The sequence below is a fragment of the Zobellella aerophila genome (assembly GCF_039539325.1).
Classification (GTDB): Bacteria; Pseudomonadota; Gammaproteobacteria; order Enterobacterales; family Aeromonadaceae; genus Oceanimonas; species Oceanimonas aerophila.
In genome coordinates, this window is sequence record NZ_BAABCX010000008.1 from 24,927 (window position 1) to 50,433 (window position 25,507).

Annotated in this window: 24 protein-coding genes, 5 tRNA genes and 1 pseudogene; 22 read left to right on the forward strand and 8 right to left on the reverse strand. The window is 60.1% G+C overall.

The genetic code is table 11. The features are described from left to right. The first annotated feature begins 42 nt into the window (after positions 1 to 42). Together ABD806_RS17000 and ABD806_RS17005 are read left to right on the forward strand one after the other, a co-directional pair. On the forward strand, positions 43 to 879 hold the full coding sequence (locus ABD806_RS17000) for an alpha/beta fold hydrolase (protein WP_344960007.1): 837 nt from the start codon (positions 43 to 45) through the stop codon (positions 877 to 879). 50 nt (positions 880 to 929) lie between these two features. After that, positions 930 to 1,886, forward strand: coding sequence for a methyl-accepting chemotaxis protein (locus ABD806_RS17005; protein ID WP_344960009.1), 957 nt, complete (start codon positions 930 to 932; stop codon positions 1,884 to 1,886). A 33-nt stretch (positions 1,887 to 1,919) separates the two neighbouring features. Here ABD806_RS17005 and ABD806_RS17010 read toward each other — a convergent pair whose 3' ends face one another. After that, a complete protein-coding gene (locus ABD806_RS17010; RefSeq protein WP_344960010.1) occupies positions 1,920 to 3,905 on the reverse strand; it encodes an exoribonuclease II in 1,986 nt (661 codons plus the stop codon). Positions 3,906 to 4,009: 104 nt separating this feature from the next. After that, the gene (locus ABD806_RS17015) at positions 4,010 to 4,924 is read right to left on the reverse strand and encodes an o-succinylbenzoic acid (OSB) synthetase (RefSeq protein ID WP_344960011.1); all 915 of its coding nucleotides are present in this window, start codon (positions 4,922 to 4,924) and stop codon (positions 4,010 to 4,012) included. Between the two features lie 181 nt (positions 4,925 to 5,105). On the opposite strand from ABD806_RS17015, the pseudogene ABD806_RS17020 reads away from it, so the two are divergent. Further along, positions 5,106 to 5,430: pseudogene (locus tag ABD806_RS17020) on the forward strand (hypothetical protein); the annotation flags it as partial. A 274-nt stretch (positions 5,431 to 5,704) separates the two neighbouring features. Here ABD806_RS17020 and asnA read toward each other — a convergent pair. Then, the gene (gene asnA / locus ABD806_RS17025) at positions 5,705 to 6,697 is read right to left on the reverse strand and encodes an aspartate--ammonia ligase (protein WP_344960012.1); all 993 of its coding nucleotides are present in this window, start codon (positions 6,695 to 6,697) and stop codon (positions 5,705 to 5,707) included. A gap of 140 nt (positions 6,698 to 6,837) precedes the next feature. Here asnA and asnC point away from each other — a divergent pair, with 140 nt between their 5' ends. Continuing rightward, complete coding sequence (gene asnC / locus ABD806_RS17030) at positions 6,838 to 7,308, forward strand: transcriptional regulator AsnC (RefSeq protein WP_116475752.1); 471 nt, start codon at positions 6,838 to 6,840, stop codon at positions 7,306 to 7,308. 41 nt (positions 7,309 to 7,349) lie between these two features. Here the strand turns inward: asnC and ABD806_RS17035 are convergent, their stop codons facing one another. After that, positions 7,350 to 7,757, reverse strand: a complete 408-nt coding sequence (locus ABD806_RS17035) for a CBS domain-containing protein (protein ID WP_344960013.1) — start codon at positions 7,755 to 7,757, stop codon at positions 7,350 to 7,352. 541 nt (positions 7,758 to 8,298) lie between these two features. Between ABD806_RS17035 and ABD806_RS17040 the strand changes: the two genes are divergently transcribed. The 8 genes from ABD806_RS17040 (at position 8,299) to ABD806_RS17075 (ending at position 17,107) form a co-directional block, all read left to right on the forward strand. Then, complete coding sequence (locus tag ABD806_RS17040) at positions 8,299 to 9,732, forward strand: sensor histidine kinase (protein ID WP_344960088.1); 1,434 nt, start codon at positions 8,299 to 8,301, stop codon at positions 9,730 to 9,732. Between the two features lie 106 nt (positions 9,733 to 9,838). Continuing rightward, positions 9,839 to 10,231, forward strand: coding sequence for a hypothetical protein (locus ABD806_RS17045; protein ID WP_344960014.1), 393 nt, complete (start codon positions 9,839 to 9,841; stop codon positions 10,229 to 10,231). Further along, the gene (locus ABD806_RS17050) at positions 10,228 to 11,571 is read left to right on the forward strand and encodes a sigma 54-interacting transcriptional regulator (protein ID WP_344960015.1); all 1,344 of its coding nucleotides are present in this window, start codon (positions 10,228 to 10,230) and stop codon (positions 11,569 to 11,571) included. Before ABD806_RS17045 ends, ABD806_RS17050 begins: the two co-directional genes overlap by 4 nt. Before the next feature lie 57 nt (positions 11,572 to 11,628). Next, positions 11,629 to 12,645 carry a protein-methionine-sulfoxide reductase catalytic subunit MsrP gene (gene msrP / locus ABD806_RS17055; RefSeq protein WP_344960016.1) on the forward strand — a complete coding sequence of 339 codons (1,017 nt, stop codon included), beginning with the start codon at positions 11,629 to 11,631 and terminating at the stop codon, positions 12,643 to 12,645. Further along, positions 12,636 to 13,265, forward strand: coding sequence for a protein-methionine-sulfoxide reductase heme-binding subunit MsrQ (gene msrQ / locus ABD806_RS17060; protein ID WP_344960017.1), 630 nt, complete (start codon positions 12,636 to 12,638; stop codon positions 13,263 to 13,265). Before msrP ends, msrQ begins: the two co-directional genes overlap by 10 nt. 42 nt (positions 13,266 to 13,307) lie before the next feature. Then, positions 13,308 to 13,769, forward strand: a complete 462-nt coding sequence (locus tag ABD806_RS17065; RefSeq protein WP_344960019.1) for a hypothetical protein — start codon at positions 13,308 to 13,310, stop codon at positions 13,767 to 13,769. A 193-nt stretch (positions 13,770 to 13,962) separates the two neighbouring features. Continuing rightward, a complete protein-coding gene (locus tag ABD806_RS17070) occupies positions 13,963 to 15,891 on the forward strand; it encodes a DNA topoisomerase III (protein ID WP_344960020.1) in 1,929 nt (642 codons plus the stop codon). A 127-nt stretch (positions 15,892 to 16,018) separates the two neighbouring features. Continuing rightward, a complete protein-coding gene (locus ABD806_RS17075) occupies positions 16,019 to 17,107 on the forward strand; it encodes a trypsin-like peptidase domain-containing protein (protein ID WP_344960021.1) in 1,089 nt (362 codons plus the stop codon). A 268-nt stretch (positions 17,108 to 17,375) separates the two neighbouring features. On the opposite strand, the gene ABD806_RS17080 is transcribed toward ABD806_RS17075, so the two are convergent. The 3 genes from ABD806_RS17080 to ABD806_RS17090 are packed head-to-tail and all read right to left on the reverse strand — an operon-like array spanning position 17,376 to position 19,266. Beyond that, positions 17,376 to 18,251, reverse strand: a complete 876-nt coding sequence (locus ABD806_RS17080; RefSeq protein WP_344960022.1) for a carbon-nitrogen hydrolase family protein — start codon at positions 18,249 to 18,251, stop codon at positions 17,376 to 17,378. Next, complete coding sequence (locus tag ABD806_RS17085; RefSeq protein WP_344960023.1) at positions 18,248 to 18,856, reverse strand: GNAT family N-acetyltransferase; 609 nt, start codon at positions 18,854 to 18,856, stop codon at positions 18,248 to 18,250. The genes ABD806_RS17080 and ABD806_RS17085 overlap by 4 nt, the downstream gene beginning before the upstream one ends. Then, entirely contained in the window at positions 18,856 to 19,266 is a 411-nt protein-coding gene (locus ABD806_RS17090; RefSeq protein WP_344960024.1) for a ketosteroid isomerase-related protein, read from the reverse strand. Before ABD806_RS17090 ends, ABD806_RS17085 begins: the two co-directional genes overlap by 1 nt. A gap of 203 nt (positions 19,267 to 19,469) precedes the next feature. On the opposite strand from ABD806_RS17090, the gene murB reads away from it, so the two are divergent. Next, positions 19,470 to 20,507, forward strand: a complete 1,038-nt coding sequence (murB, locus tag ABD806_RS17095) for a UDP-N-acetylmuramate dehydrogenase (protein ID WP_425583175.1) — start codon at positions 19,470 to 19,472, stop codon at positions 20,505 to 20,507. Next, a complete protein-coding gene (birA, locus tag ABD806_RS17100) occupies positions 20,495 to 21,457 on the forward strand; it encodes a bifunctional biotin--[acetyl-CoA-carboxylase] ligase/biotin operon repressor BirA (protein ID WP_344960026.1) in 963 nt (320 codons plus the stop codon). The genes murB and birA overlap by 13 nt, the downstream gene beginning before the upstream one ends. On the opposite strand, the gene coaA is transcribed toward birA, so the two are convergent. Then, positions 21,458 to 22,399 carry a type I pantothenate kinase gene (gene coaA, locus ABD806_RS17105; RefSeq protein ID WP_344960027.1) on the reverse strand — a complete coding sequence of 314 codons (942 nt, stop codon included), beginning with the start codon at positions 22,397 to 22,399 and terminating at the stop codon, positions 21,458 to 21,460. 266 nt (positions 22,400 to 22,665) lie between these two features. Here coaA and ABD806_RS17110 point away from each other — a divergent pair. The 8 genes from ABD806_RS17110 to nusG all read left to right on the forward strand — a co-directional run bounded on the left by ABD806_RS17110 (position 22,666) and on the right by nusG (position 25,459). Continuing rightward, positions 22,666 to 22,741: transfer RNA gene (locus tag ABD806_RS17110), tRNA-Thr, on the forward strand. Positions 22,742 to 22,750: 9 nt separating this feature from the next. Next, positions 22,751 to 22,835 (forward strand) — tRNA-Tyr (locus tag ABD806_RS17115). Between the two features lie 70 nt (positions 22,836 to 22,905). Further along, a tRNA-Gly gene (locus ABD806_RS17120) sits at positions 22,906 to 22,980 on the forward strand. A 3-nt stretch (positions 22,981 to 22,983) separates the two neighbouring features. Next, positions 22,984 to 23,059: transfer RNA gene (locus ABD806_RS17125), tRNA-Thr, on the forward strand. A gap of 98 nt (positions 23,060 to 23,157) precedes the next feature. Then, on the forward strand, positions 23,158 to 24,342 hold the full coding sequence (tuf, locus tag ABD806_RS17130; protein WP_344960028.1) for an elongation factor Tu: 1,185 nt from the start codon (positions 23,158 to 23,160) through the stop codon (positions 24,340 to 24,342). A gap of 52 nt (positions 24,343 to 24,394) precedes the next feature. Continuing rightward, positions 24,395 to 24,471 (forward strand) — tRNA-Trp (locus ABD806_RS17135). Positions 24,472 to 24,535: 64 nt separating this feature from the next. Next, a complete protein-coding gene (gene secE, locus ABD806_RS17140; protein WP_344960029.1) occupies positions 24,536 to 24,907 on the forward strand; it encodes a preprotein translocase subunit SecE in 372 nt (123 codons plus the stop codon). A 9-nt stretch (positions 24,908 to 24,916) separates the two neighbouring features. Continuing rightward, positions 24,917 to 25,459, forward strand: a complete 543-nt coding sequence (gene nusG / locus ABD806_RS17145) for a transcription termination/antitermination protein NusG (RefSeq protein ID WP_116475735.1) — start codon at positions 24,917 to 24,919, stop codon at positions 25,457 to 25,459. Positions 25,460 to 25,507 lie beyond the last annotated feature (48 nt).

Genomic DNA, 25,507 nt, shown 5'->3' on the forward strand with positions numbered 1-25,507 from the left:
ACTAGGAGCCAGGGCCCAAGGCCCTAACTATTTGGAGGCTGAATGTCTTTTCTGAAAATTGACGGCCGTGCCGTCGGCTATCGCCTGCTTGGCGACCCGGCGCTGCCGCTGGTGGTGCTGGCCCATCCCTTGGGCATGAGCCAGGCGGTGTGGGATGAACTGCTGCCCGCCCTGCTGCCCCGCTACCGGGTGTTGAGCTGGGATCTGCCCGGCCACGGCAGCAGTGCGGCCTGGCACGGGGCGAAAATCACCCCCGAGAACCTGGCGGCGGAGCTGCTGGCGCTGGTCGAGGTGGCTGGATCCGAGCGGTTTCACTTCGTCGGCACCTCCATCGGTGGGGTTATCGGTCAGCAGCTGCTGAGCCGCTACTCTGAACGCCTGTTGTCCGCGATCCTGACCAACACAGGCGCCGTGATCGGCACGGCCGAGGCCTGGCAAACCCGGGCCTCGGCCGTGCGGGAGCGGGGCCTGGGGGCCATGGCGGTGGACATAGTGCCGCGCTGGTTCGGCCCGGCCGCCTGCGAGGCCCAACCGGCCCTGCTTGATGGTTGGAACACCATCATGGGACGGGGTGACGCCAACAGTTACGCCCTGTTGTGCGAAATGCTGGGCCGCGCAGACTTCCGCGCGCGACTGCGGGATCACCAGGTTCCCCTGTTGCTGGTGGGCGGCAGCGACGACATTGCCACCCCGCCCGAGTCGTTGCGTACCCTGGCCCAATGCGCCGGCGCCGACGAGCCGGTGATCCTGGAGCGCATCGGCCATGTGCCCTCGGTGGAATGCCCGGCGGTTTTCGCCGAACTGCTGGTCACACGAGTGAGCCAACCTTCAACGATGGCGCCCCTGCCTGCAGGGAGCGCCCACGTCAATCGGCCTTAACGTTCCTATTTTCAGAAGACACCAAGCCCAGAACCTGCAAGAGATGACTCATGATGAACTCTTACGAAGCCGGTGCTGTTCGCACAACATACCCCGAATCCCATACCAAAGCGGTGTTGATCGCCTCCATCAGTACCGCGGCTATGCTCCAGATCGCCCTCTCCATCTGGCTGGGTGGTCAGGATGGTGTGGTACTGACGCTGTCTCTGTTAGGCGCACTGCTGGCCCTGGCTGCAGCTTGTCTGGCCCTGAGGTTGCCGGTGCGTATTGTCGACCAACCGGCACCGGAGCCCGTCGTTGTCGAAGTGCTACCTCCGCTGCTACCGGCGGCCGAACCCGAGCCAGTGAAAACAGCCCACCCGGCACCCGCTCCGGTCAACCATCAACGCTTGCTGGAACACCTCGGCAAACTGGGCGCCAACGCCGAGCTGATCCTGGAAGAAATGGCACAGGCCAGCATTCTGGCCCGGCAATCCGGTGACAAGGTGGCCGAGACCGCCCACAGCATCCGCACGTCGGAGGCCGCGATCCGCTCACTCGCCGGTTATATGGAGAATATCGATCGGGTATTCAATCAGTTGCAGGATCAGTCTGCCGAGATCGGCGCCATCGTGGGCAATATTCAGGACATCGCCAAACAGACCAACCTGCTGGCCCTCAATGCCTCCATCGAAGCTGCCCGGGCGGGGGAACACGGCCGGGGTTTTTCGGTGGTGGCATACGAGGTCCGCAATCTGTCCCACCGGGTGAACCTGTCCAGCGAACAAATTCGGAAAATTGCCGAGAACCTGGGGCATTCCGCCACCAAGGCCCGCACCGGACTGGAGAACATGGACCAGTCCCGTGGCGCCTGTTTGCAGGAGGCCAGCCTGGCGCTGGCCGCGATTGATAACATCCAAGCGGGAGCACAGACCCGCATGGAGATTGTTCAGCAGGTCACCCAACGAGTGGGCAACCAGCAGTCGCTAGTGGCGGATCTGCTGGCGGACATTGATGGCGCTAAGTAGGTGTAGGGCCTGCAATCGCAGGCCCTTTTGGTATCAGGAGGCGGGTTGTTCCAGCTTTTCCTGTTGCTCGGGCACCACGGAAACCGCCGGTTTAGCAATCAGCGAGCGGGTTTCTTCCACCGCCTCGGTCAGGATCACCTGGGTGAACTGGCCCAGCTCGAAAATCGCCTCTTTATCCAGATAGACGCGGCCGTCGTCCCAGCTGCACTCCAGCCGATCCCGGTTGGCGAGGATCAGGGAGGAAGGCATAAAGACCACGGCGCCGTTTTCTTGCAGGCGCAGTTTCACCCCGCCTCGGCCGATGTCGATGATTTCCGCATCGAATACTTTGGCCTCGGTGACCGCACTTTGCAGGTAACGTACGTACAACCAGTCGGCGATGTCCCGCTCGGCCCGGCGATGCATGCGCCGTTGCTCGGACAGATGGGTGGCCAGTTCAGCGCTGGGCGCATGGGCGTCATGCGCCTGCTCGGCCAGGATGGCCTTGATCAGCCGGTGGTTGATGATGTCGCCGTATTTGCGGATGGGCGAGGTCCAAGTGGCGTAGGCCGTCAGTCCCAGACCGTAATGCGCGGCCGGGGTCACGGCCATGGCGGCGAACGACTGGTAGCGGCGGATGCGGCTGTCCAGGTAGCTGGTTTCCTGGGCGTCCAGCCAGCGACGCAGGGCACAGAAACCGTCCAGGGTTGCCAGAGTATCCGGGTCGAACGGGGCTTCATGAGCCTGCAGCAGCTCGATGAGTTGCTCCATTTTTTCGCTGTCGAAGCCCGCATGCACGTTGAATATACCGGTGTTGGCATGTTCGGCCAGCCAGTTGCCGCAGGCCAGGTTGGCGGCGATCATGGATTCTTCCACCATCTGGTTGGCGATGCGCCGCTGATCCACATGGATGGCCACCACATTGCTGGCTTCGTCCAGCTCGAAGCGATAATCGGGTCTGTCCTTGAACACGATGGCGTGTTCGGTGCGCCAGCGGCTGCGGGCCTCGGTGAAGGCGGCCAGCTCGCGCAGCTGTTCGGCAATGACGTCGGACTCGGGTTGCCAGTCACCTTTCTGCTCCAGCCAGTCGGACACCTTGTTGTAAGCCAGCTTGGCCTGGGAGCGGATCCGGGCGGCAAAGAATTCCACCTGCTCGGTGACCTGTCCATCAAAGGTGACCTGCAGGCGGGCGCACAATGCTGGGCGTATTTCGCCGGCCTTGAGCGAGCACAGCTCGTCGGCCAGGGTGCGCGGCAGCATGGGGATATTGCGGCCGGGCAGGTAGACGGTGAAGGCCCGCTCGGCGGCGATTTTGTCCAGCTCGCTGTCGTGCGCCACATAGGCGGTAGGATCGGCGATGGCCACGGTCAGTTCCCAGCCGTTATCCAGCTTGCGAATACCCAGGGCATCGTCCATGTCCTGGGTGGATTCGCTGTCGATGGTGAACAGCGGCAGTTCGGTCAGGTCCTGGCGGGGCAGGGCTTCTTCCAGCGTTTGCCATTGCTCCTGATCCTGGGGTGCTTGGTTGGCCAGGGCATTGCGCGCCAGCACCACCCACCAGGGGGCGATGGGGTCGTCCACCCCGGCGACCAGCTCGACCACGTCGGCGAAGAAGCCGTTGTCGTTCAGGGCGTGGCGTTTCAGCTCGGCAACCACCCAGTCGCCGTCTTTCAGACTTTTTTCATCCAACCCCTTCTTGGCTCGGGCCTTGATAGCATCTTTAATCAGCGGATGATCCGGTACTATATTGAGCCGGTCGCGGAACCATTTCACCCGGGCGACAAAGCGGGTCATCCCCTGTTCAATCAAGGTATCGGGCTCGGCCACTTCCTTCTCGTTTTCGGTACGCACCAGGGCAGTGACCCGATCGCCGTGCAACACTTTCTTCATGTAAGGAGGCGGAATAAAAATACTTTCCTTCTCGCTCACCTCGAGGAAGCCAAAGCCTCTGGCGGTGGCTTTGATGGTCCCTTCCTTGGTGGGAATGGACTCGCGGATTTGTTGCTTGAGCTGAGCCAGCAGGGGGTTGTTTTGAAACATATGCGAAAACCTGTCGAAATATCGGCCTGACTATACGGATTTCATTCGCCAAAGCCAAGGAAACCTTGGCACGGGGCCGGGTTTATGTGCCCATCTGGGGCCGGCTAACCGTATTCCCGGAGCAGAGTGAGTCTGCCGAGATCCGGCTGGTCGTTGCCGTCCATGCCCTTGTCCAGCAGGTAGCGCAGCCGGTTCAGCATCGCCGCCCGGCCCGGCGCCCAGCGGTGGGCCAGGCGGGCCAGCTGGGCGTTGCCCAAGCCGCTTTCCAGGCTGTCGGCTACTACCACTTCCAGCCCCCGGGCCTGCGCCTGCCCGGCCAGCTCCCGACACAGCCCCAGGCCGCCCAGCTGGGTGGGCCTGAGCACCAGGGCCTTAAGCTGTTCGAACACCGGGTAGTCAGTGGATGCATGGCGGCCAAGATCGAAGGCCACCGGCCAGCCATGGTCTTCCGCCAGTCGCTGGCTGGCGGCCATGTCGGCGGCGGGATCCAGCAACCACTCGATACGGCCGGGATCGATGCGCCGCCACAGCCCTGCCAACTGTTCTTCGCTCAGCCGCCCGCCCGCGTCCAGCACCAGCTGCAGGCTGGGCACCAGCAGGGTCAACTCGCGCACCAGGCCGGCGTCATGCTGCACTTCGCCGGTAAGGGTGAGCCAGGCCCGTCGGGGGTGCTCTCGGCGGCAGCGCCAGGCGCGGATAATGGGCTCCCGCTCGCCTTCCAGCAGCGGCAGCGACGGGGCCGCCTCGCCGTCGATGCCCGTCAGGGCACAGTCCAGTCCGAACTGCACCGAAGGCAGGCGGGCGTCGTGGGGTTCGCCCCGGGCCAGCCGCTCGCAGGCGGCCAGCAGCTCGTCCCGGGCCTCCTCCAGGCTTTCGCGGGACTCGCCGGGCAGGGGAGCGACCTCGCCCCAGCAGCCCTCGATGCACACATACAAACCCCGGCGGCGACCGAGGGGGGTGCCGTTGATGGTCAGTGCCATGGTCAGGGAGAGTTCATAGCCGTAAACCGCAATCCGCATATGTGGTGACCCCGTTAAGCGCCGTCAGAGATATCTTTAGTTAAAAATAACATCTGTCCGCCAGAGAGGGTAGTGCTGTTTTTACCGTCCTGGGTCCGGGTATGATGGGGCTTCCTTTCGTGACCAAGAGCGCGCCAATGCCCTTAAGCACCTGGCTGAACGCCATCCTGGTCTGGGGGGAGACCGCGGCTTGTTAGATCGTTGGTGCCGCAATCACCGTTAACAGCGTCTCGAGCCGGCGAGAGGATGATCGCGCGCCGAGATCAAGAAGCACCGCGAAGGAGTTCGTAAGCTTAAGATTAAAAAGGATATTTAAAAAATATGGCTGCTTTCTTCGGCAAAGAGTTGAGCCGGGATTCCAGCCCATCGAGTCTGAGAAGGCCACCTATCCCGTGGCCGTGTTGTGTCGGTTCATGCAAGTCAGCCGGAGTGGTTTCTATGCCTGGCGACGGCGCGGCGCTAATGTCCATCGTCAGGATTTGCACCCTGAGGTCAGAGAGAGCCACCGCCTGGCCCGCGTCATGGCGCTGCCAGAGGTGGTTAACCTTGGCTGGTGCACGGATGGGGCTGCATATTTTGCTTGGCTGCCAATAAAAAGGGCCCTGTACAGAGCCCAATGCCGTTCACTTAAGATGAAAAGGGGAGTCCTCCTCCACACGCCGACTCGCCGAAATCCCGTCCCTGGGGGCTCGGCGGCGTCATCCATGACGCCAACGGTCGGCTTGGTAGATGAGGACTCCCATTAACTGAACAGCATTACCTGTACAGAGCCCGGTTAATTTACAGTAATTCGGGTACCGACTGGCTCAGCTCGGCCGGCCAGACGCCGCACTGCACTTGACCGATATGAGACAGCTGCAGCAGCAGCATGGCCAGGCGGGATTGACCGATGCCGCCGCCTATGGTCTGGGGCAGCCGGCCGGCCAGCAGTTGCTGGTGCCATTCTTGGGCGGCCCTGTCTTCATTGCCGGTCAGCGCCAGCTGGCGGGTCAGCGCCTGCTGATCGACCCGGATCCCCATGGAGGAAATTTCGAAAGCATCTTCCAGCACCGGGTTCCATACCAGGATATCGCCGTTCAGGCCGGCCAGGCCGTCTTTGCCCACGCTGGACCAGTCGTCATAGTCGGGGGCACGCACATCGTGGCGATCCCCATGGCTGAGCTGGCCCCCTATGCCCATCAGGAACACGGCGCCCAGTTCCTTGGTGATGGCGCGTTCCCGGCCCTTGGCATCCAGTTCGGGGTATCGGGCCAGCAGCTCTTCTGCATGCAGAATATGGATCTGCTCGGGCAGGAAAGGCGTGAATTCAAACTCGGCGGCGGCGGCCTGCTCGGTGCGCTTGATGGCACCGTAAATGCGTTGCACCGTCTGTACCAGGAAGTCTGCATGGCGCTCGGCGGGGGACATCACCTGTTCCCAATCCCACTGATCCACATAGACGGAGTGGATGGGGCTGAGCCTGTCTTCATCCGGGCGCAGGGCTTTCATATGGGTGTAGAGGCCTTCACCCGGTTCGAAGCCGAAGCGACCCAGGGTGTGACGCTTCCATTTGGCCAGGGAGTGCACCACTTCGAAGCTGGCCTCCGGCAGCGCCTTAACCTTGACCTGTACCGCTTTTTCATGACCGGACAGGTTGTCCTGCATGCCGTCACCCAGGCGGCTCAGGATCGGTGCCTGAACTTCGAGCAGGTTGAGTTGCTGGGCCAACTGACCGGAAAAATACTCTTTTACAAAACGGATTTGACGCTGGCGCACAATATAACTTTGTTTCATCTGACTCACCTGGGTTGCTATATCTTTTGCAGGATAATCAGTTATGTTCGATTAGATTTCAACAATCATTGGCATAAAAACGGATTCTGTTTTATTTTCTATAAAAATTTTCCTTTATTTTGATGGATTGTTTAATTTAGATGGAAAAAACAGACTTTCATTACCGGATCGATAATCTCGATAAATCCATCCTGATGGCGCTGATGGACAACGCCCGAGTGCCTTATGCGGAACTGGCCAAACGTTTCGAGGTCAGTCCGGGTACCATTCACGTGCGGGTCGAGAAGATGAAACAGGCCGGCGTGATAGAAGGCACCCGGGTGCAGGTCAACTCCAAAAAGCTGGGTTACGACGTCTGTTGCTTTATCGGCATTATCCTGAAAAGTGCGCGGGACTACCCTCAGGCGTTGGCCAAACTGGAGCAACTGGAAGAAGTGGTCGAGGCCTATTACACCACGGGACACTACAACATCTTTATCAAGGTGATGACCCGCTCCATCGATGAGTTGCAGCGGGTGCTGATCAACCGTTTGCAGCCTATCGACGAGATCCAGTCCACCGAGACCCTGATCTCCCTGCAACAGCCTATCGATCGGGATGTTACGCCCTAGGGTGCTGGCGGGCAAAAAGAGGGCTCTTCGAGCCCTTTGTGTCAGTAGGTCATCAGACAGGTTTTAAGCTGATGATTTAAAAAGCGCATTACCTGCTGGCGGGTGACGATGCCAATCACCTTCTTGCCCTGCACCACAGGATACAGCTTGGGCTTGGCACCCCCCATCATGCGTGCCAGCTCAAATACATCGGTGTCCGGAGCCACGGTCATGGGGGTGGAACGCATCACGTCACTGACCTTGGCGCGGTTGTCGCAATAGTAATTGGCATTGATCAGTTTGGGGATGCAATCCTGCTCCGACAGAAAGCCGACAATGTGCCGCTGTACATCCACCACCGGCAGGCCGCTTAAGCCCGACTCCAGCATCCGATCCAAGGCTTCTGATATGGACATGTCGGCCGTCAGCAGGGGCAGGCTATGTCGCATAATTTCATTTACTTGTGCCATTGCCATTCTCCTTAAATGCTTGATAAGCCGAGTGTGGCAGTCTTTATATGCATTATCCAATAGGTGTCGCCTGATGGATTGATAGCCTTCACCTCGGCCTGTATTGAGCATAGAACATGGGGCTGCGACTGGAACGGTGCCAGCATCATTTATGGCGGGGTGGACCTGCGGCGACAGGGAGATGGTCAAGCGACTGTCTGTTTTTTGATACAGTCTAAGTTTTTAATTTTTAAGGAAATTATATTTGAGCTGTTCTTTTATGACTCTCAGCTGATACAGGTGGCATCGTCACCAGCAGAATTTTTTTTGTAAATAATTGAAAATTAAACATAAAAATCATTGGCCTGCAATTTGCTTATTTAGGGCTGTCTGATACTGCTTTAAGCACCACTGAGCAGCCGTCGGACTCGTGCAAGGATGCACATTCTGTACTTTTCAGACCGGTCCACCCCCGACCGGTTTTTTTTTATCCGCAGCACAGCCGCTTTTGATATCCTGCCTGCCTGCCGGGTTGATAAGTAGGTGTATGATGTCGAGGGCGGTGAGGGGCTTGGCTCCGCGTTCTTTATTGCAGTTGGTATTGATGGCTTTCCTGCTGGTGCTATTACCGCTGATTTTGCTGGTATATCAGAACAGCCGCAGCCTGGAGCAGGTGATAGGGTTGGCCCAGGACGGTATCGAAGGGGCGGTCAGGGACACCCGTCGGACATCGGACATGAATGATCTGGCCCTGGAGATGGAACGTACCATCAGACGTTATGCGGTCCTGGAAGATCCGGAGCTACGCTTGTCTTACCTGCGCCTGCTCGAGCGTTACCGCGGCGCCCTGGATGGCCAACTGGTTTCCGTTGATGCGGGGGCACTGACGACGACCATACCTCGGCTCCTGATTGAACTGGTCGACCTGGCCCAGGCCGACGGTTCGCAGATTCGTCAACGGGCAGCGATATTCGATCAATTCAATGCCCTGACGCTGCAACTGGATCAGCTGACCCGGGAGCAGGTGGATGTGCGTATTCAGCAGGTACGTCAGCATGTGCTGCAGCTGCGCCGGCAATTATGGTGGTTAAGTGCGGCCCTGGGTGGCGTCAGCCTGCTGTTGGTGCTGTTGTTCACCTATTTGATCATTCGGCCGGTGCGTCAGCTGGAGCGCTGTATATTAAGCCTGGGGGCTGGAATAGAACCCGATGACAGGCCGATCCGGGGGCCGGCCGAGCTGGTGGACCTGGGGGAGCGTTTGCAATGGTTGCACCTGCGTTTGCGCGAGCTGGAGGCGCAGAAGCTGCAGTTTTTGCGTCATCTTTCCCATGAGTTGAAAACCCCCCTGGCCAGTTTGCGTGAGGGGGCGGATCTCCTGCTCGAGCGGGTGACGGGCCCACTCACCCCGGAACAGATGGAGATTTGCGAATTACTGGTACATAACAGCTTCCGCCTGCAGGGACTCATCGAGCAGCTGCTGGATTATAACCGGGTGCAGCAGGTCCAGGTGTTCAAGCAAAGGGTCGATGTGCGCCCCCTGCTGGAGCAAAGCCTGAATGCCCATCGCCTGACCATAGAAGGCAAAGGCATGCAGGTTCAACTGGAGGTGGAGGAGGCCGAGCCGATTGCGGATGCGCACCGCTTGAAGCTGGTATTGGATAATCTCATCTCCAATGCGGTAAATTATGGTGACCAGGGTGGTCTTATCCGGATCCGTTCGGTCCAGGCCGGCGAGCTGTATTCCCTGAGCGTCGCCAATAGCGGACAACCGATCCCGGAACAGGATAAAGCGCGCATCTTCGAGCCATTCGTACAGGGTAGCCAGGAGCGCAAGGGGGTATTGAAAGGCTCCGGCATCGGCCTGAGTATCGCCAGGGAGGCGGCCCTGAGCATGGCGGGACGACTCCAGCTAAGTGACGATGAGGCGGGGCTGGTCTGCTTTGAACTCAGCTTGCCCGCAAGTACAGACACAGACAAGGATAAGATAAATGAATAAACACTGGCTTCTTTGCCTGTCGGCGTTGCTGTTGTCTGCCTGCACATCCCCGGTGTGGAAGACAACGCCTGTCGCATCGGAACCGGCTGCCATCGGAATATCCGCCATGGCGCATGATGAATTGCTGAGCTGGCTGAGCTATGCCGACAAGGTGCTGCAGAGCAATGACGCCGAGCGAAAGAGCAGCATTCAGAGCCTGCGTCAGCAGGCCAATAACAATGAGTTACAGCTGGCACTCTGGCTCAGCCACCCCAAGGCGGAGCCGGGCCAGCGTCAGCAGGCGCAACAGCTGTTGAGTCGGAATATGTCGTCAATCAGCCCCCGGCTCAAGCAGTTCTTCGCCGTCTATCAAGGATATAATCAAGAGTTATTGACGCTGAATGAGTTGGTCGAGCAGCGGCAGGCGCAGGTCGAGAGCCTGAGCAGCAAGCTGAAAGAACTGGCCACCATAGATGAGCAAATCAATGAACGCAAATACCAAGAGCCGGGCCAGCCATGAAGCGTAAGGCCAAGATACTGCTGGTGGATGACGATACCAGCCTGTTGAAACTCCTGGGGTTAAGGCTCAAGAGTGAAGGCTTTGTGGTACAAACCGCCGAGTCGGGTCCGCAGGCATTGGAGCAGCTGGAGAAAGAGCGGCCGGATCTGGTGCTGAGCGACTTGAAGATGGACGGCATGGACGGGCTGGCCCTGTTCGATCGCATTCAGGCCCAGTATGTGGGCTTGCCGGTGATTATCATGACCGCCCATGGCTCCATTACCGATGCGGTGACCGCCACCCGCTCGGGGGTATTCGGCTTCCTGACCAAGCCTATCGACAAGGAGTCCCTGCGCAAAACCATTAATGAAGCCCTGTCAGTGTCGCTGCCCGCCCATGAGACGGATTGGCAAGCGCAGGTCATGACCCGTAGCCCGGTTATGGAAGGGGTGCTGGAGCAGGCCAGGCGTATTGCCCCGCTGGATATCAGCGTGTTGCTCACTGGGCCTTCGGGTACAGGCAAGAAGCTGATGGCCCAGGCTATCCACGATGCGGGCCCGAGGCGGGACTATCCCTTTATGGTCCTTAACTGCGGCGCCTTGACCGAACAATTGCTGGAGTCCGAATTGTTCGGCCATGTGAAGGGGGCGTTCAGCGGGGCCCTGTCCGACCATCCCGGGCTGTTTCTGTCGGCCCAGGGGGGCACCCTGCTGCTGGATGAAATCGGCGATCTGCCCCCCTTGCTGCAGGTGAAACTGTTGCGTGCCCTTGAGCAGCAGCAGGTGCGCCCGCTGGGCAGCAGCCACAATGTGAGCATCGATGTGCGCATCCTGTCGGCGACCAGCCGTGATCTGGTCACCGCCATGGAGCAGGGGCAATTCCGGGAAGATCTGTTCTACCGCCTGAATGTGTTCAACCTGGCATTGCCGGCGCTCGAGGAGCGGCCGGAGGACATCCCCCTGCTGGCCCGGCATTTTCTGGATCACATCAGGCAGCGCCAGCAGACCCAGGTGACCGGATTTGCGCCAGAAGCGCTGGCCTTGCTGGCCGGTGCGGCCTGGCCGGGTAACGTGCAGCAGTTGCGCAACACAGTAGAGCAGGCGGTCGCCCTGGCCTCGGCGCCGGTGATCGGCCCTCAGCTGATCGAGTCTATCCTGTCCGGGGGCGGGGGGCATTTCCCCACCTTCAACGAGGCCAGGGCCGATTTCGAGCGGGTATACCTCCATAAGGTGTTGCGGATGACGGAGGGCAATGTGACCCAGGCGGCGGCGTTGGCCGGACGCAACCGCACCGACTTCTACAAGCTGCTCAACCGTCATGGCCTGGAGGCCAGCAGCTATAAAGACAAATCCGAACCGTGAAAGATTTTTTGGTGTGGTGCCCTCTATACCAAGGTAACCCCTACTTATGGATCCCGCATGCTGATAAAAATCTCCAAATCCTCCGCCCTCGGTGAGCATCAGGTCACCCCGGAAGCGGTATATCAACAACGTCGGCAAATTATCAAGGGCCTGGGATTGGGCCTGGGGGCCGCGGCCCTGAGTGGTTCGGCGAATGCCAGCCTGTTCGGCTTCCTCGATGACAAGGACGACGCGGCCAGGGTGGCGACCACCAGGCCGCTCGAATTCAGTCGCCCCGCCGGTTACCGGCCGGAGTTACCCCTGACCACCGAAAAGGTGGCGACCAGTTACAATAATTTCTATGAATTCGGCACCGACAAGTCCGATCCTGCCCGCCATGCCCAGCAGTTTAATACCCGCCCCTGGACCCTGACCATAGAAGGGGAAGTGAACAAGCCCCAGACCCTGGATGTCTGGGCCTGGCTCGAGCGGCAGCGGCTGGAAGAGCGGATTTATCGCCATCGCTGTGTCGAGGCCTGGTCCATGGTGATCCCCTGGCTGGGGGTGCCGCTGGTCGGCATCATCAAGTCGGCCGAGCCCACTTCCAAAGCCAAGTATGTGGCCTTCGAAACCCTCTATGACCCGGAGCAGATGCCTGGCCAGGCCTCCCGCTATGTCGGCGGTGGTATTGACTATCCCTATGTGGAGGGCCTGCGCCTGGATGAGGCCCTGCACCCGCTGGCGTTATTGACGGTCGGTATGTATGGCAAGACCTTGCCGCCGCAAAACGGGGCCCCCGTGCGGCTGGTGCTGCCCTGGAAATACGGCTTCAAGGGGATCAAGTCGATAGTCAAAATCCGCTTGACCGAGCAGCAGCCCCCGACCACCTGGAACCTGCTGGCGCGCCACGAGTACGGTTTTTACGCCAATGTTAATCCGACGGTGGACCATCCCAGGTGGAGCCAGGCCAGTGAGCGGGTGATTGGCGAGGGCGGCCTGTTTGGCAGTGAACGCCAGCCCACCCTGATGTTTAATGGCTATCAAGATGAGGTCGCCGGCCTGTATCAGGGTATGGATCTGAGGAAATGGTTTTGATCCGGCTGACCCCGCGCCGGCTGTTCTGGCTGAAAGGCGTCCTGCACCTGCTGGCGGCCCTGCCGCTGCTGTGGCTGCTGTGGGCCATCAATGCCGGTCGACTGAGCGCCGACCCCGTGCCCGAGCTGCTGCAGTTCCTGGGCCTGTGGGCGCTGCGTCTGCTGTTGCTGACCCTGTGTATATCCCCCCTGGCGAAAGCGCTGAAAAACGGCGCCCTGATCCGGGTCAGGCGGTTGGTCGGACTCTGGTGTTTCGTCTACGCCAGCCTGCACCTGAGTGCATGGCTGCTGCTGGATCTGCAGTTGGCCTGGGGGCTGATCGGCGGGGAGCTCGTCAAACGTGGCTTTATCACCCTGGGGATGCTGTCATGGGTGCTGCTGCTGTTGCTGGCGGCCACTTCGACCCAGGGCTGGCAACGGCGCCTGGGGCGCCGCTGGCAGCGCCTGCATGACTGGGTCTATCTGGTGGCCCTGCTGATCCCCATTCACTTCTGGTGGTCGGTCAAATCCGGCTGGATCGAGCCGGCCCTCTACCTGGCCGTGAGCCTGTCGCTGCTGTGGCGGCGGCGGGATAAACTGCTGCGCCTGGCTCACGGGTTTTACAAAGCACGCCCGGTTTAGGCTACACTGGCGACCGTTGATTGAATCCGCCTTGAGGACATTATGGACGACCAGCTGTGGGCCCTGTGCTATCTCGATGAGGGGGTGGCCCTCTCCATTATCAGCCGTAAAGAAACCCGTTGTCAGTGGTTGTCGGGGGAGGACCAGGCCCGACAATATGTGCTGCGGGACTACCTGCATTATGTCGCCGAACTGGGCGAGCTGGATCCGGAACAAACCGCCGCCGCCGGGGACCGCTTCGCCCTGCTGATGGAGCAGTATCCGGAGCCGGAGGTGCTGGTGGAATATCTCAATGATCTCACCGCCGGCCTGACCCGCATCATCTGGTTCGGTCCCCTGTATGCCCTGGCCGAAGACTCCAGCGATTTCGCCCTGGCACTGCGTGAACATTACTGGCAGGAATACGGTGAGGGTGACGAAGATCCCGCTCTGCCGGTCCCGGAAGAGGACTGGCCCTACCTGGTGGAAGCCATGGATGAGTTCCTGCTGAACGGGGATTACTGATCCCGTTCTCTCTTATGGCCTTACAAGCGATCCCATTTGCTAACAGGAGGGCAAAGGGAGGCGTTTCACCGACCGTCGCATGCCAGGGAGGGCACGTGCTGAGCTCCACAAGGAGGTGCCTGCAGCGTGTCGGTGGAGCGCTTGCTTTGGCCGACTTGTATGACAACTTCAGACGATTCAGGCCGCTGCCAGCATGATCCTCTATATCGCAGAAAAACCCAGCCTGGGCCGAGCCCTGGCCGATGTACTGCCGAAACCGCACCACAAGGGTGACGGCTTTATCCGTGTCGCCAACGGTGACGTGGTCAGCTGGTGCATCGGCCACCTGCTCGAGCAGGCCCAGCCCGATGCTTATGATCCCGCCTATAAACAGTGGCGGCTGGAGCACCTGCCGATCAGTCCCCGGGAATGGAAGCTGGAACCCAAGGCCAAAACCCGTGGCCAGCTGGGGGTATTGCGCAAGCTGCTGAAAGAGGCGCACGGCATAGTCCACGTCGGGGATCCGGATCGGGAAGGGCAGCTGCTGGTGGATGAGGTGATCAACTACTGTGCGGTGCCGGCCGCCAAGCGGGACCAGGTGCAGCGTTGCCTGATCAGCGACCTGAACCCGGGCGCGGTCAGCAAGGCCCTGAGCCGGCTGCGCAGCAACCGGGAGTTCGTACCCCTGTCGGTGTCGGCCCTTGCCCGCTCCCGGGCCGACTGGCTGTACGGCATCAACATGAGCCGGCTGTGCACTATCCAGGGCCAGAAAATGGGCTATCAGGGGGTGCTGTCGGTGGGCCGGGTGCAAACCCCGGTGCTGGGCCTGGTGGTGCGTCGCGATCTGGAAATCGAGTCGTTTCAGGCCAAGCCCTACTATGAGGTGGACGCCCTGTTGCAGACCGAGCGGGGCGAGCAGTTTCGCGCCCGCTGGCAACCGAGCGACGCCTGCCAGCCTTGGCAGGATGAAGAGGGCAGGGTGTTGTCCCGGGCCCTGGCGGAAAATGTGCTCGGGCGCATTGCCGGTCAGCCGGGTCTGGTCCGGGCGCTTTCCAGCAAGCGCAAACAGCAGGCGGCCCCGCTGCCTTATAACCTGTCGGCGCTGCAGATCGACGCCGCCCGCCGTTACGGCTTGAGCGCCAAGCAGGTGCTGGACAGCTGCCAGGTCCTGTATGAACGCCATAGGCTGATCACCTATCCCCGCTCAGATTGCCGCTACCTGCCGGAAGAGCATTTCAGCCAGGCGCCGGCGGTGACCGCCGCCATCGCCCGGTTGTGTCCGGCCCTGGCGCCGGCGGTGGCAGCAGCGGACCTCGGCTTGCGCGGCAAGGCCTGGAACGACAAGAAAGTCGAAGCCCATCACGCCATTATTCCGACCGGGAAAAAAACAGAGGGCGGCCGGCTGTCGGCGACCGAACTCAATATCTATCAGCTGATCGCCCGCCAGTACCTGGCCCAGTTCTACCCGGCCTGGGAATACGACGATAAACAGGTCGATATCGCGATCGCCGGCGGCCTGTTTATCGCCCGGGCCCGGCAGCAGGTCGGCAAGGGCTGGAAGCAGCTGTTTGAAGGCAGTGGCCGTGCCGAGCCGGAAGACGCTGCCGAGCTGCCGACTCGGCTGCCCGAGCTGGTTGAGGGGGAGGTGGTGCAGTGCCTGCGGGGGGAACTGCTGGACAAGCTGACCCAGGCTCCCAAGTACTTTACCGATGCCACCCTGCTGGCGGCGATGACCGGTATCGCCCGTTTCGTGACGGATCCCGAGGTCAAGAAGATCCTCAGGGATACCGATGGCCTGGGTACGGAAGCGACCCGCGCCGGCATTATTGAGCTGCTGTTCAAGCGCCAGTTTCTGCTCCGTCAGGGCAAGCAGATCCGGGCCACCGAGGCTGGCAAAAAGCTGATCGCCAGCCTGCCGGCCGCGGCCACCACCCCGGACATGACCGCTCGCTGGGAGGCTCAGCTGGACGCCATCAGCCGTAAACAGGCCGGCTATCAGGACTTTATGTCGGCGTTGGAGCAGTCCTTGCCCGAGCTGATGCAACAGGTCGACCCTGCCTCATTCCGTGGCCTGCAGGGCGGCGCCAGGCCCAAGGTATTTCGTAAACGCAGGACGCGCAAGACAGCGGCCGGGGCCAAATAACGCCATCGAGGGCCGGGCGTTCTATTGGGCCGTGACTGGCCCGGCTCCTTCCCCCGACGGCGATGCTATGCTTAGGCTTTGATTCGAACGAATCATCGCCTTTTCGCGCACCGGATGGATATCTGCCATGGACAAGATACGACTGCTGTTCGCCCTCTTCTCCATGTTTATTGGCGGCTGTAACCTGACCAGGGATGCCCAGTACCAGACCGCCTACGAGGCTGAAATACAAGGTGATGATGGCAGGGCGTTTCAATATTACCTCAGGGCGGCCCAGGACAATGGCTACCCCGAGGCCCAGTTTTCCGTTGCCAGCATGTATCTCGAGGGCAGGGGCACCCGCCAGGATACGGGGCAGGCAATCAACTGGTTCAAACGGGTGACGAGTGCCGGGGATCCGGTATGGAGCCCGCTGGCACACCTGCAGCTGGGCGCCATTTACCAGGGGCAATTTGGGGAGCAGCACCTGGACCAATCGCAGGCGGCGGAGCACTACCGGGCCTGTGCCGAGCAGGGGGATGAAGAATGCGCTCGGTTATTGGCGTTGCTTGGCCGCCCGCCAGCGCTGCCGTCGCCCTCGGTATCGCCGGCCATCCCTGCCATCGGCGGGGTCCCCCCTCCCGGCTCGGCGGCCGTTGAGCTGTATGCCCGGCGTGAACCCAGCGTGTACAAGATAGTGGTCTATGAGCGGCTCGGCGCCGGCCTTGAGCCCATCAGCCTGGGGTCCGCCATTGCCATCGACCCATATCGGGTCATCACCAACTATCACCTGGTTAAGGCCGGCGGTGTGCCCGTCAGCATCAATACCCAGGGTGAATATGTCCGGGAAGGGGATGTGCTGGTATGGCGGGTGATCAAGACGGATCCCAGGCGGGACCTCGCCCTGCTGGAGTTGCTCGAGCCCAACCGGCAACTGGTATTCACCGATGCGATTAAGTCATACAGCCAGGTTCGGGTCGGCGAGAAGGTGTTTGCCATCGGCTCGCCGGCAGGGCTTGAAAAAACCCTGACCGAAGGCATCGTTTCCGCGTTGAGGAATGACCGCGGGGTTCGCCTGATCCAGACCACGGCCCCCATTACCTATGGCTCATCGGGCGGCGCCCTGTTTGATGCCGAGGGGCGGCTGATCGGCATCACCACCAAGGGAATACAGGCGGGGGGCAACTTCAACTTCGCCATTGCGGTGGACGAGGTGCAGGCGTTCTTGGCGGAATAGGTGATACCAATCCGATAACTGTCCTGGCAGATTGCCAATACTCGCTACACGTTATAGATCGGCCAAAGGGCCCGCTCCGCCGACTCGCTATGGATACATCCCTGTACGCTCTCCGTTTCATCTGAAACGGAAGGTCGGCGGAGCAGATCCCTTTGTCTTCCTTGATGCACCGATATTGCCTGCTTGTGCTATCCACCGCCAACTCAGACGTTAACAAGAGGCAACAGGGCTTGCATCTACCGACCGTCACATCAGGCGAGATGCATAACTAGATGGTCTCAAACCGCAGCTGCCCGTCCCAGTCCCTGTGATTGAATACCTGGCCCTTGGCCCTGACCTCGGCCAGGGCGTCCAGATCAAGCGTGGCCATGACCCACTGGGTTTGGCCGGGCTCACCCATCGCCAGCACACCGTCGTCCGGATAGCCGTAGTCCACCGGGGTATAGATGGCGGCCCGGCCGGTATTGACGTCCACCGCCTCCGACCAGGGGGCCGTCCCTATGGTCGGAGACTGGGCCACGTAACACTGGTTTTCCAGCGCCCTGGCCTGGCAACCGATACGTACTCGGTTGAAGCCTGCCTGGGTGTCGGTACAGCTCGGCACCAGGATCAGGTTGGCGCCGGCCTCGACCTGGCGGCGGGCCAGCAGGGGAAATTCGCTGTCATAGCAGATGGCCACGCCTACCTTGCCGAAGGCGGTATCCAGCACCTTCAGCTCGGTGCCTGCGTTTATCCGCCATTGTTCGTTCTCGAAGCGGGTCATCTGCAGCTTGTCCTGCCAGTCGTCGCTGCCGTCGGGACGGAACAGGTAGGCGCGGTTGCGGTAGCTGTGGTCCGGCTGGCGTACCGGGAAGGTGCCGGCCAGTATGTGCAGCCCGTATTGCCGGGCCAGGGTGCCGAACAGGGCCTTAAAATCCGCCAGCAGGCCCTGCATGGCCTCCAGCTGACCATGGAGCGAGCGGTAGACCCGCTCCTCAAACAGGGAGGCCAGCTCCATGCTGAAGTATTCTGGAAACAGCAGGAAGTTGGCTTCCCGGTCGACCGCCTCTGCCACCAGGCTGCGGATCTTGCGTTCATAGGTGGCCCAGTCCGACAGGAAATCGATTCGGTACTGGGTGCAGGCTAGGCGAAGGGGGGGAGTCATGATGGGGTGTCCAGTCGCTTGAGATAAAATTGCATGGCCTTGTCGGTCTCGGCCGGCTGATCGATATCCTTCCAGCCGAAGCGGGTGTTAAGGCCGGGTTCGGGCCGGTAACCGAAATGCCGCCAGACTGGCTCCAGGGGTTGGTAGTCGGCGGGGCGCAACGGATGGCTGGTCGGCCGCTCGACGGTGCAGAAGGCCGAGTAAGCAAGGCCGCCCAGCCGGCGGGCGTGGGCCTCGCGCCCGTCGAAGAAGGCACGGTAGATGCCTTGGCCCCGATAGGCGGGTAGCAGCACGGACTCCGCGCAGTAGAAGATGCGCCCGATCGCCATGCCCTGCTCGATAAAGGGGCGCCGAAAGGCCTCCATCTCATGGCACAGCGGCAGCCCGGTGGAGGCCCCGACCAGCCGCTCGCCATCGAGCGCCAGCATGCAGACGCTGGTCTCGGTGCGGGTATAGGTGCTCAGGTACTCGGCCTCGTAGTCCAGGCTACCGTCATAGAGGTAGGGAAAGTCGCGAAACACCCGGATACGCAGCCCGGCCAGGCGATCCAGCCAGGGCGCCAGGCCCTGGCCGGTGACCGTAAGGAGTCGGACGGACGCGCTCATCAGGCGCTGACCTGGGCGACCCAGTCGTTGAGGTTGTAGTAGTTGCTGATGCGGGCGACCTTGTTGTCGCGCAGCTCGAAGAAGGCACCGGCCGGCAACCGGTATTGCTGGCCGCGGGCCTCGGGCAGGCCTTCATCGGTCACCTGGTATTCGCCCAGCACCACGAATTCGGCGGCGGCACGTGCGCCATCCGGGCTGGCCATGATCTGGATGTCGACCAGCCGCTCCCGGTAGTTGCGGTTCATGCGCGCCATAAAGGCGGCGAAGGCCTCCCTGCCGATTTCCCGTCCGCCCTGGTTGATGTCGTGCTGCACATCATCGGTCAGCAGGTCGAGGAAGGTATCCATGTCGCCCGCGTTAAAGGCCTGGTAATAATCGGCGATCAACTGTTCTGTGTCTGCTCTGCTCATGGTGTCGTTATCCTGGCTCTGAATCAGGGGGTAATCTCGGCGAAACCTCCGGGGTGGTCAAGGTGGTCCGTTCGCCCCTGCCGACAAATCACTTTTTCACCGCAGCAAAAATACGTGCTTCAGGAAGGGGCGGTTGCCACGGGATGGCTTAACCCGGCCCGGCACTTGGGGTACACTGACGCGGCGTCTATTCAGGATATTCCATCATGCTGCTCACTCAGGCATCCCTTGCCCCCTACAATACCTTTGGTCTGACCCAAACCGCCGACAGGCTGGTGGTGGTGGAGCAGAGGGAACAATTACTCAGCCTGTGGCAAGCGCGACAGGATGAGCCCTTGTTGATCGTGGGGGAGGGCTCCAACCTGTTGTTTACCGCGCCCTTCCACGGTCTGGTGCTGGTCAATCGGCTCAAGGGCATAGCGGTGACGGAAGCGGCCGATGCCTGGCTGTTGAAGGTTGAAGGGGGGGAAATCTGGCATCAGCTGGTGTGCTGGACCCTGGAGCAGGAGATGCCCGGGCTGGAAAACCTGGCGTTGATCCCCGGCACCGTCGGTGCCTCGCCGATCCAGAACATAGGCGCCTATGGCGTCGAGCTGGCCCAGTACTGCGAACAGGTGGAAAGCCTCGATTGGCACACTGGCGAAACCGTGCTCTGGTCCGCCGCCGATTGTGCCTTCGGTTACCGGGACAGCGTGTTCAAACACCAGGCCAAACATCATCTGATCCTGAGCGTGACCCTGCGGCTGCCTAAGGCTTGGCAGCCCCGCACCGACTATGGCCCGCTCGCACAGCTGGGTGAACAGGCCGAGCCCCGGCATATTTTCGAGCAGGTATGTGCGACTCGTCGCTCCAAGTTGCCCGACCCCAGGGTGCTAGGTAATGCCGGCAGCTTTTTCAAGAATCCCAAGGTCAACCTGGCCCAGGCGCAAGCCTTGCAGGCCGCCTGGCCCGGGATGCCGGTGTTCCCGGCCGGGCCTGGTCAGGCCAAGCTGGCCGCCGGCTGGCTGATCGACAAGGCCGGCCTGAAAGGCACCCGGGTGGGTGGGGCTGGTGTACACAGCCAGCAGGCGCTGGTGCTGGTCAACCATGGCGGCGCCACCGCCGAGCAGTTGATCCGCCTGGCCGATCTGGTGCGTAGCCGGGTCGCACAGCAGTTTGGCGTGCGTCTGGAGCCGGAAGTGCGCATCTTGAACGACGAGGGGGAAACCAACCTGGATGAGGTGCTGTCATGTCTGTCCTGACCCCGCTGCGGGAGGCCCTGCTCAAGCAGCTGGCCGATGGCCAGTTCCATTCCGGGGAGCAGTTGGGCGAGCGGCTTGCCATCAGCCGGGCCGCGGTCAGCAAGCACATACAGGCATTGAAGGCGCTGGGGCTGGATATCTACAGCGTCAGCGGCAGGGGCTATCGGCTGGCGGTGCCTTTACAGTTGCTGGATCCCGACCGGCTGGCTCAAGCACTGGTCCCGGCGCAGGTGGAAGTAGTGCCGGTAATCGGCTCCACCAACCAGTATTGGCTGGAATCCATAGTTCGACTGAGCAAGGGGGATGTCTGTCTGGCCGAATGCCAGACCGCCGGTCGGGGACGGCGGGGACGCACTTGGATATCTCCCTTCGGCGGCCAGCTGATCATGAGCATGTATTGGCGTATGGATCAGGGCATGGCGGCGGCCATGGGGCTGAGCCTGGTGGTGGGCATCGCCGTGGTCGAGGCCCTGGAGGCGGAAGGCTTTGCCGGTGTGCAGCTGAAGTGGCCCAATGACCTTTATCTGAACGGGCGCAAACTGGCGGGCATACTGGTGGAAATGTCCGGTACCGCCGGCGGTCCCTGCCATCTGGTGATCGGCATGGGGCTTAACCTGGTGCTGCCCCGAGAGCAACAGCAACGTATCGATCAGCCCTGGGCCGAGCTGACCGAACTGGCCCCGGTGACCGACCGCAACCGTCTGGTGGTGACCCTGGTCCGTTATTTACAGGACTATCTGAGCCGTTTTGAAGCCAACGGCATAGCGAGCTTTCGGGAGCCGTGGAACCGGCTGGACTATTTTAACGGCAAACCGGTGCGGGTATTGATGGGTGAGCAGGAAATTCACGGTATTGCCCGGGGCATCGATGAGCAGGGTGGTCTGCGCCTGGAAACGACGGCCGGTGTCAGGAGTTTCTTGGGCGGGGAGATCTCGCTACGCGGCGGCTGATTATTTCTTCAGCCAGATCTGCTCTACCCCATGAGCCCTGCCCTTGGTCAGGATCAGTTCGGCCCTGTCCTTTGTCGGCAAAATATTCTGCTTCAGATTCTTGTAGTTGATTTCCTGCCAGATGCGGCTGGCGACCGTCACCGCTTCTTCCTCGGTCAGCAGGGCGTAGTGCTTGAAGTAAGAATCGGGGTTGGTAAAGGCCCCGGAGCGCAGCTTGAGGAAACGCTCCACATACCAGGTTTTCAGCAGCCGTTCGTCCGCATCCACGAAGATAGAAAAGTCAACAAAATCAGAGACGAATACCCGGTGGGGCTCATGAGGATAATCCATGCCGCTCTGCAGCACGTTCAGCCCTTCGATAATGACGATATCCGGCTGTTCCACCACGGTTTCCCGGTCCGGGATTATGTCGTAGACCAGGTGGGAATAGACGGGGGCCGTCACCCTGGGCTTGCCGGATTTTATCTCGGACACAAACTGGACCAGGCGGCGAATATCATAGGACTGGGGGAAACCCTTCTTCTGCATCAGCCCGCGTTGCTCCAGTACCTGATTGGGGTAGAGGAAGCCGTCCGTGGTCACCAGGGCGACCTTGGGGTGCTGTGGCCAGCGTTCGAGCAAGGCCTGCAGGATACGCGCCGTGGTGCTCTTGCCCACGGCCACAGAGCCGGCGATGCTGATCACGTAGGGGACATGATGGGGAGCCTTGCCCAGGAATTGATCCAATACCCTGTTGCGCCTTTGCTTGGCCTTGATATAGAGATTCAGCAGGCGGGACAGGGGCAGATAAATGTCCCTGACTTCATCCAGTGATACTTTATCGTTCATGCCCTGCAGGCGTTCGAGCTCAATTTCCGTTAATGGCAATTGCACCGCATCACGCAGCTCTGACCAGGTTTCACGGGAAAAGGCCAGATAGGGGGAGTTGTTATCTATCTTCATGGGCGAGTCCTGTATTAGCCCGGGGACGATACACCATGGTTGAATGATGAACAAGGCAAGGCGGCCGGCGCGTTAATGAATTTTTGTATATTGACGGATACAGCAACGGCGATGTGTTCCCGAGCCAGGGCAGGGAAGTCGAAGAGGCACTCAGGATATCCGTCGCTGAGTGTTTTTTGCTCGAACAGGGCGGGCGGGATGAAAAACTTGCATCAAAGGTATTGCATCCACCTAATCCCTTGCCCTAGAATTCGCCTCGCTCTTGTGCCGGCATAGCTCAGTTGGTAGAGCAACTGACTTGTAATCAGTAGGTCGAGGGTTCGACTCCTTCTGCCGGCACCATAAAAATTTGGAGGGGTTCCCGAGTGGCCAAAGGGATCAGACTGTAAATCTGACGGCTCAGCCTTCGCTGGTTCGAATCCAGCTCCCTCCACCAAATTTGCAGAGCGCTGATTAAAGCGGTCTGAAATAAAGCGGTTTGACGGTTGTTTAAAGTAAAGAGTTTTGCGGGCATCGTATAATGGCTATTACCTCAGCCTTCCAAGCTGATGATGCGGGTTCGATTCCCGCTGCCCGCTCCAGATGCTGATATGGCTCAGTTGGTAGAGCGCACCCTTGGTAAGGGTGAGGTCCCCAGTTCGAATCTGGGTATCAGCACCACTTCTTTACCCCGACACCCTCAAGCCTTTTTTGTTATATACTTCCTACTTGCGATTCGCGTGGTATAGCTCACCACCAAACCAGTTAGAGGGACGAGCATGTCTAAAGAAAAATTTGAACGTAATAAACCGCACGTTAACGTTGGTACCATCGGCCACGTTGACCACGGTAAAACGACACTGACCGCTGCCATCACCAACGTCCTGGCTAAGCAGTTTGGTGGCGCCGCTCGCGCTTTCGATCAGATCGACAACGCCCCTGAAGAAAAGGCCCGTGGTATCACCATCGCCGCTTCTCACGTTGAGTATGACACCGCAACCCGTCACTACGCTCACGTTGACTGCCCCGGCCACGCCGACTATGTGAAAAACATGATCACCGGTGCTGCCCAGATGGATGGCGCCATCCTGGTTGTTGCCGCCACCGACGGCCCTATGCCGCAAACGCGTGAGCACATCCTGCTGGCCCGCCAGGTAGGCGTACCTTACATCGTTGTGTTCATGAACAAGTGCGACATGGTTGACGATGAAGAGCTGCTCGAGCTGGTTGAGATGGAAGTGCGCGAACTGCTGTCCGAGTACGACTTCCCGGGCGACGACATCCCTGTTATCCAGGGTTCCGCGCTGAAAGGCCTGGAAGGCGACCCCGAGTGGGAACCGAAGATCCTGGAACTGGCTGCCGCCCTGGATTCCTACATCCCCGAGCCTGAGCGTGCCATCGACGGCGCCTTCCTGCTGCCGATCGAAGACGTGTTCTCCATCCAGGGCCGCGGTACCGTTGTTACCGGTCGTGTTGAGCGCGGTATCGTCAAGGTGGGTGAAGAAGTGGCCATCGTGGGTATCAAGGATACTGTCAAGACCACCTGTACCGGTGTTGAAATGTTCCGCAAGCTGCTGGACGAAGGTCGTGCCGGTGAGAACGTAGGCGTGCTGCTGCGTGGCACCAAGCGCGAAGACGTTGAGCGTGGTCAGGTACTGGCCAAGCCGGGCTCCATCACCCCGCACACCGGTTTCGAATCCGAAGTATACGTACTGTCCAAAGAAGAAGGCGGCCGTCATACTCCGTTCTTCAAAGGCTACCGTCCCCAGTTCTACTTCCGTACCACTGACGTGACCGGTACCATCGAACTGCCGGAAGGCGTTGAGATGGTTATGCCTGGCGACAACATCAAGATGGTCGTCAACCTTATTGCTCCTATCGCGATGGAAGAAGGCCTGCGCTTCGCCATTCGTGAAGGTGGCCGTACCGTTGGTGCTGGCGTGGTAGCCAAAATCATCGAGTAATTGCGCTTACAATCGCATCGGAAAGCCCCTATAATAGGGGCTTTCTTGTATTAGGGGCGTAGTTCCAATTGGTAGAACGGCGGTCTCCAAAACCGACGGTTGGGGGTTCGAGTCCCTCCGCCCCTGCCATCCACCTCGCCAATAGCGGGGCTTTTGTGTCTGTGACAGACTCAAGTTTTTAAACAGGTAGCTTATGAGTGCAAACACCGAGAGCCAGGGCGGGGCTAAAGACACCCTGCTGTGGGGGCTGGTCTTCATTATTCTGGTCGCAGCCGTGGTAGCCAATTATCTTTATAGTGATCTCGCCGTCTTTATCCGTGCCGCTGGGGTAGTGGTGGCGGTCGCCATCGCGGGCTTCCTGGCCTATCAAACCCAAAAAGGCAAGAGCTCATTCGCCTTTGCCCGTGAGTCCCGCATGGAAATGCGCAAGGTGGTCTGGCCGACCCGACAGGAAGCTATTCAGACTACCTTGATCGTACTGGCCGTCACCGCGCTGGTGGGCCTGTTCCTGTTTTTGCTGGATGGCCTGCTGGTATGGCTGGTCAATCTGGTTACTGGAGTATAAGGATAAACCATGTCTGAACAAAGAATGCGTTGGTATGTGGTCCAGGCGTTTTCCGGTTATGAGTCCCGCGTAGCCAAGTCCCTGCGCGAGCATATCAAGATGCACGGCATGGAAGATCAGTTTGGTGAAGTGCTGGTCCCCACCGAAGAGGTGGTGGAAATGCGCGCCGGACAGAAACGTAAGAGCGAACGCAAATTTTTCCCCGGCTATGTGCTGGTGCAGATGCTGATGAACGACGATACCTGGCACCTGGTACGCAGCATTCCCCGGGTAATGGGCTTTATCGGCGGAACCTCCGACCGTCCGGCCCCCATTTCCGACAAGGAAGCCGATGCCATCCTCAATCGCCTGCAGGATGCGGTGGACAAGCCGAAACCCAAGACCCTGTTCGAACCGGGTGAAGTGGTGCGGGTCTCCGATGGTCCCTTCGCCGACTTCAACGGCGTGGTGGAAGAAGTCGACTACGAAAAGAGCCGGGTCAAGGTATCCGTGCTGATCTTCGGCCGTTCCACCCCGGTCGAGCTGGAGTTTGGACAAGTAGAAAAAAGCTGAGCGAATTTCACTCATCATCTCTTGCGAGGGGCGGCAAAAATCACTACA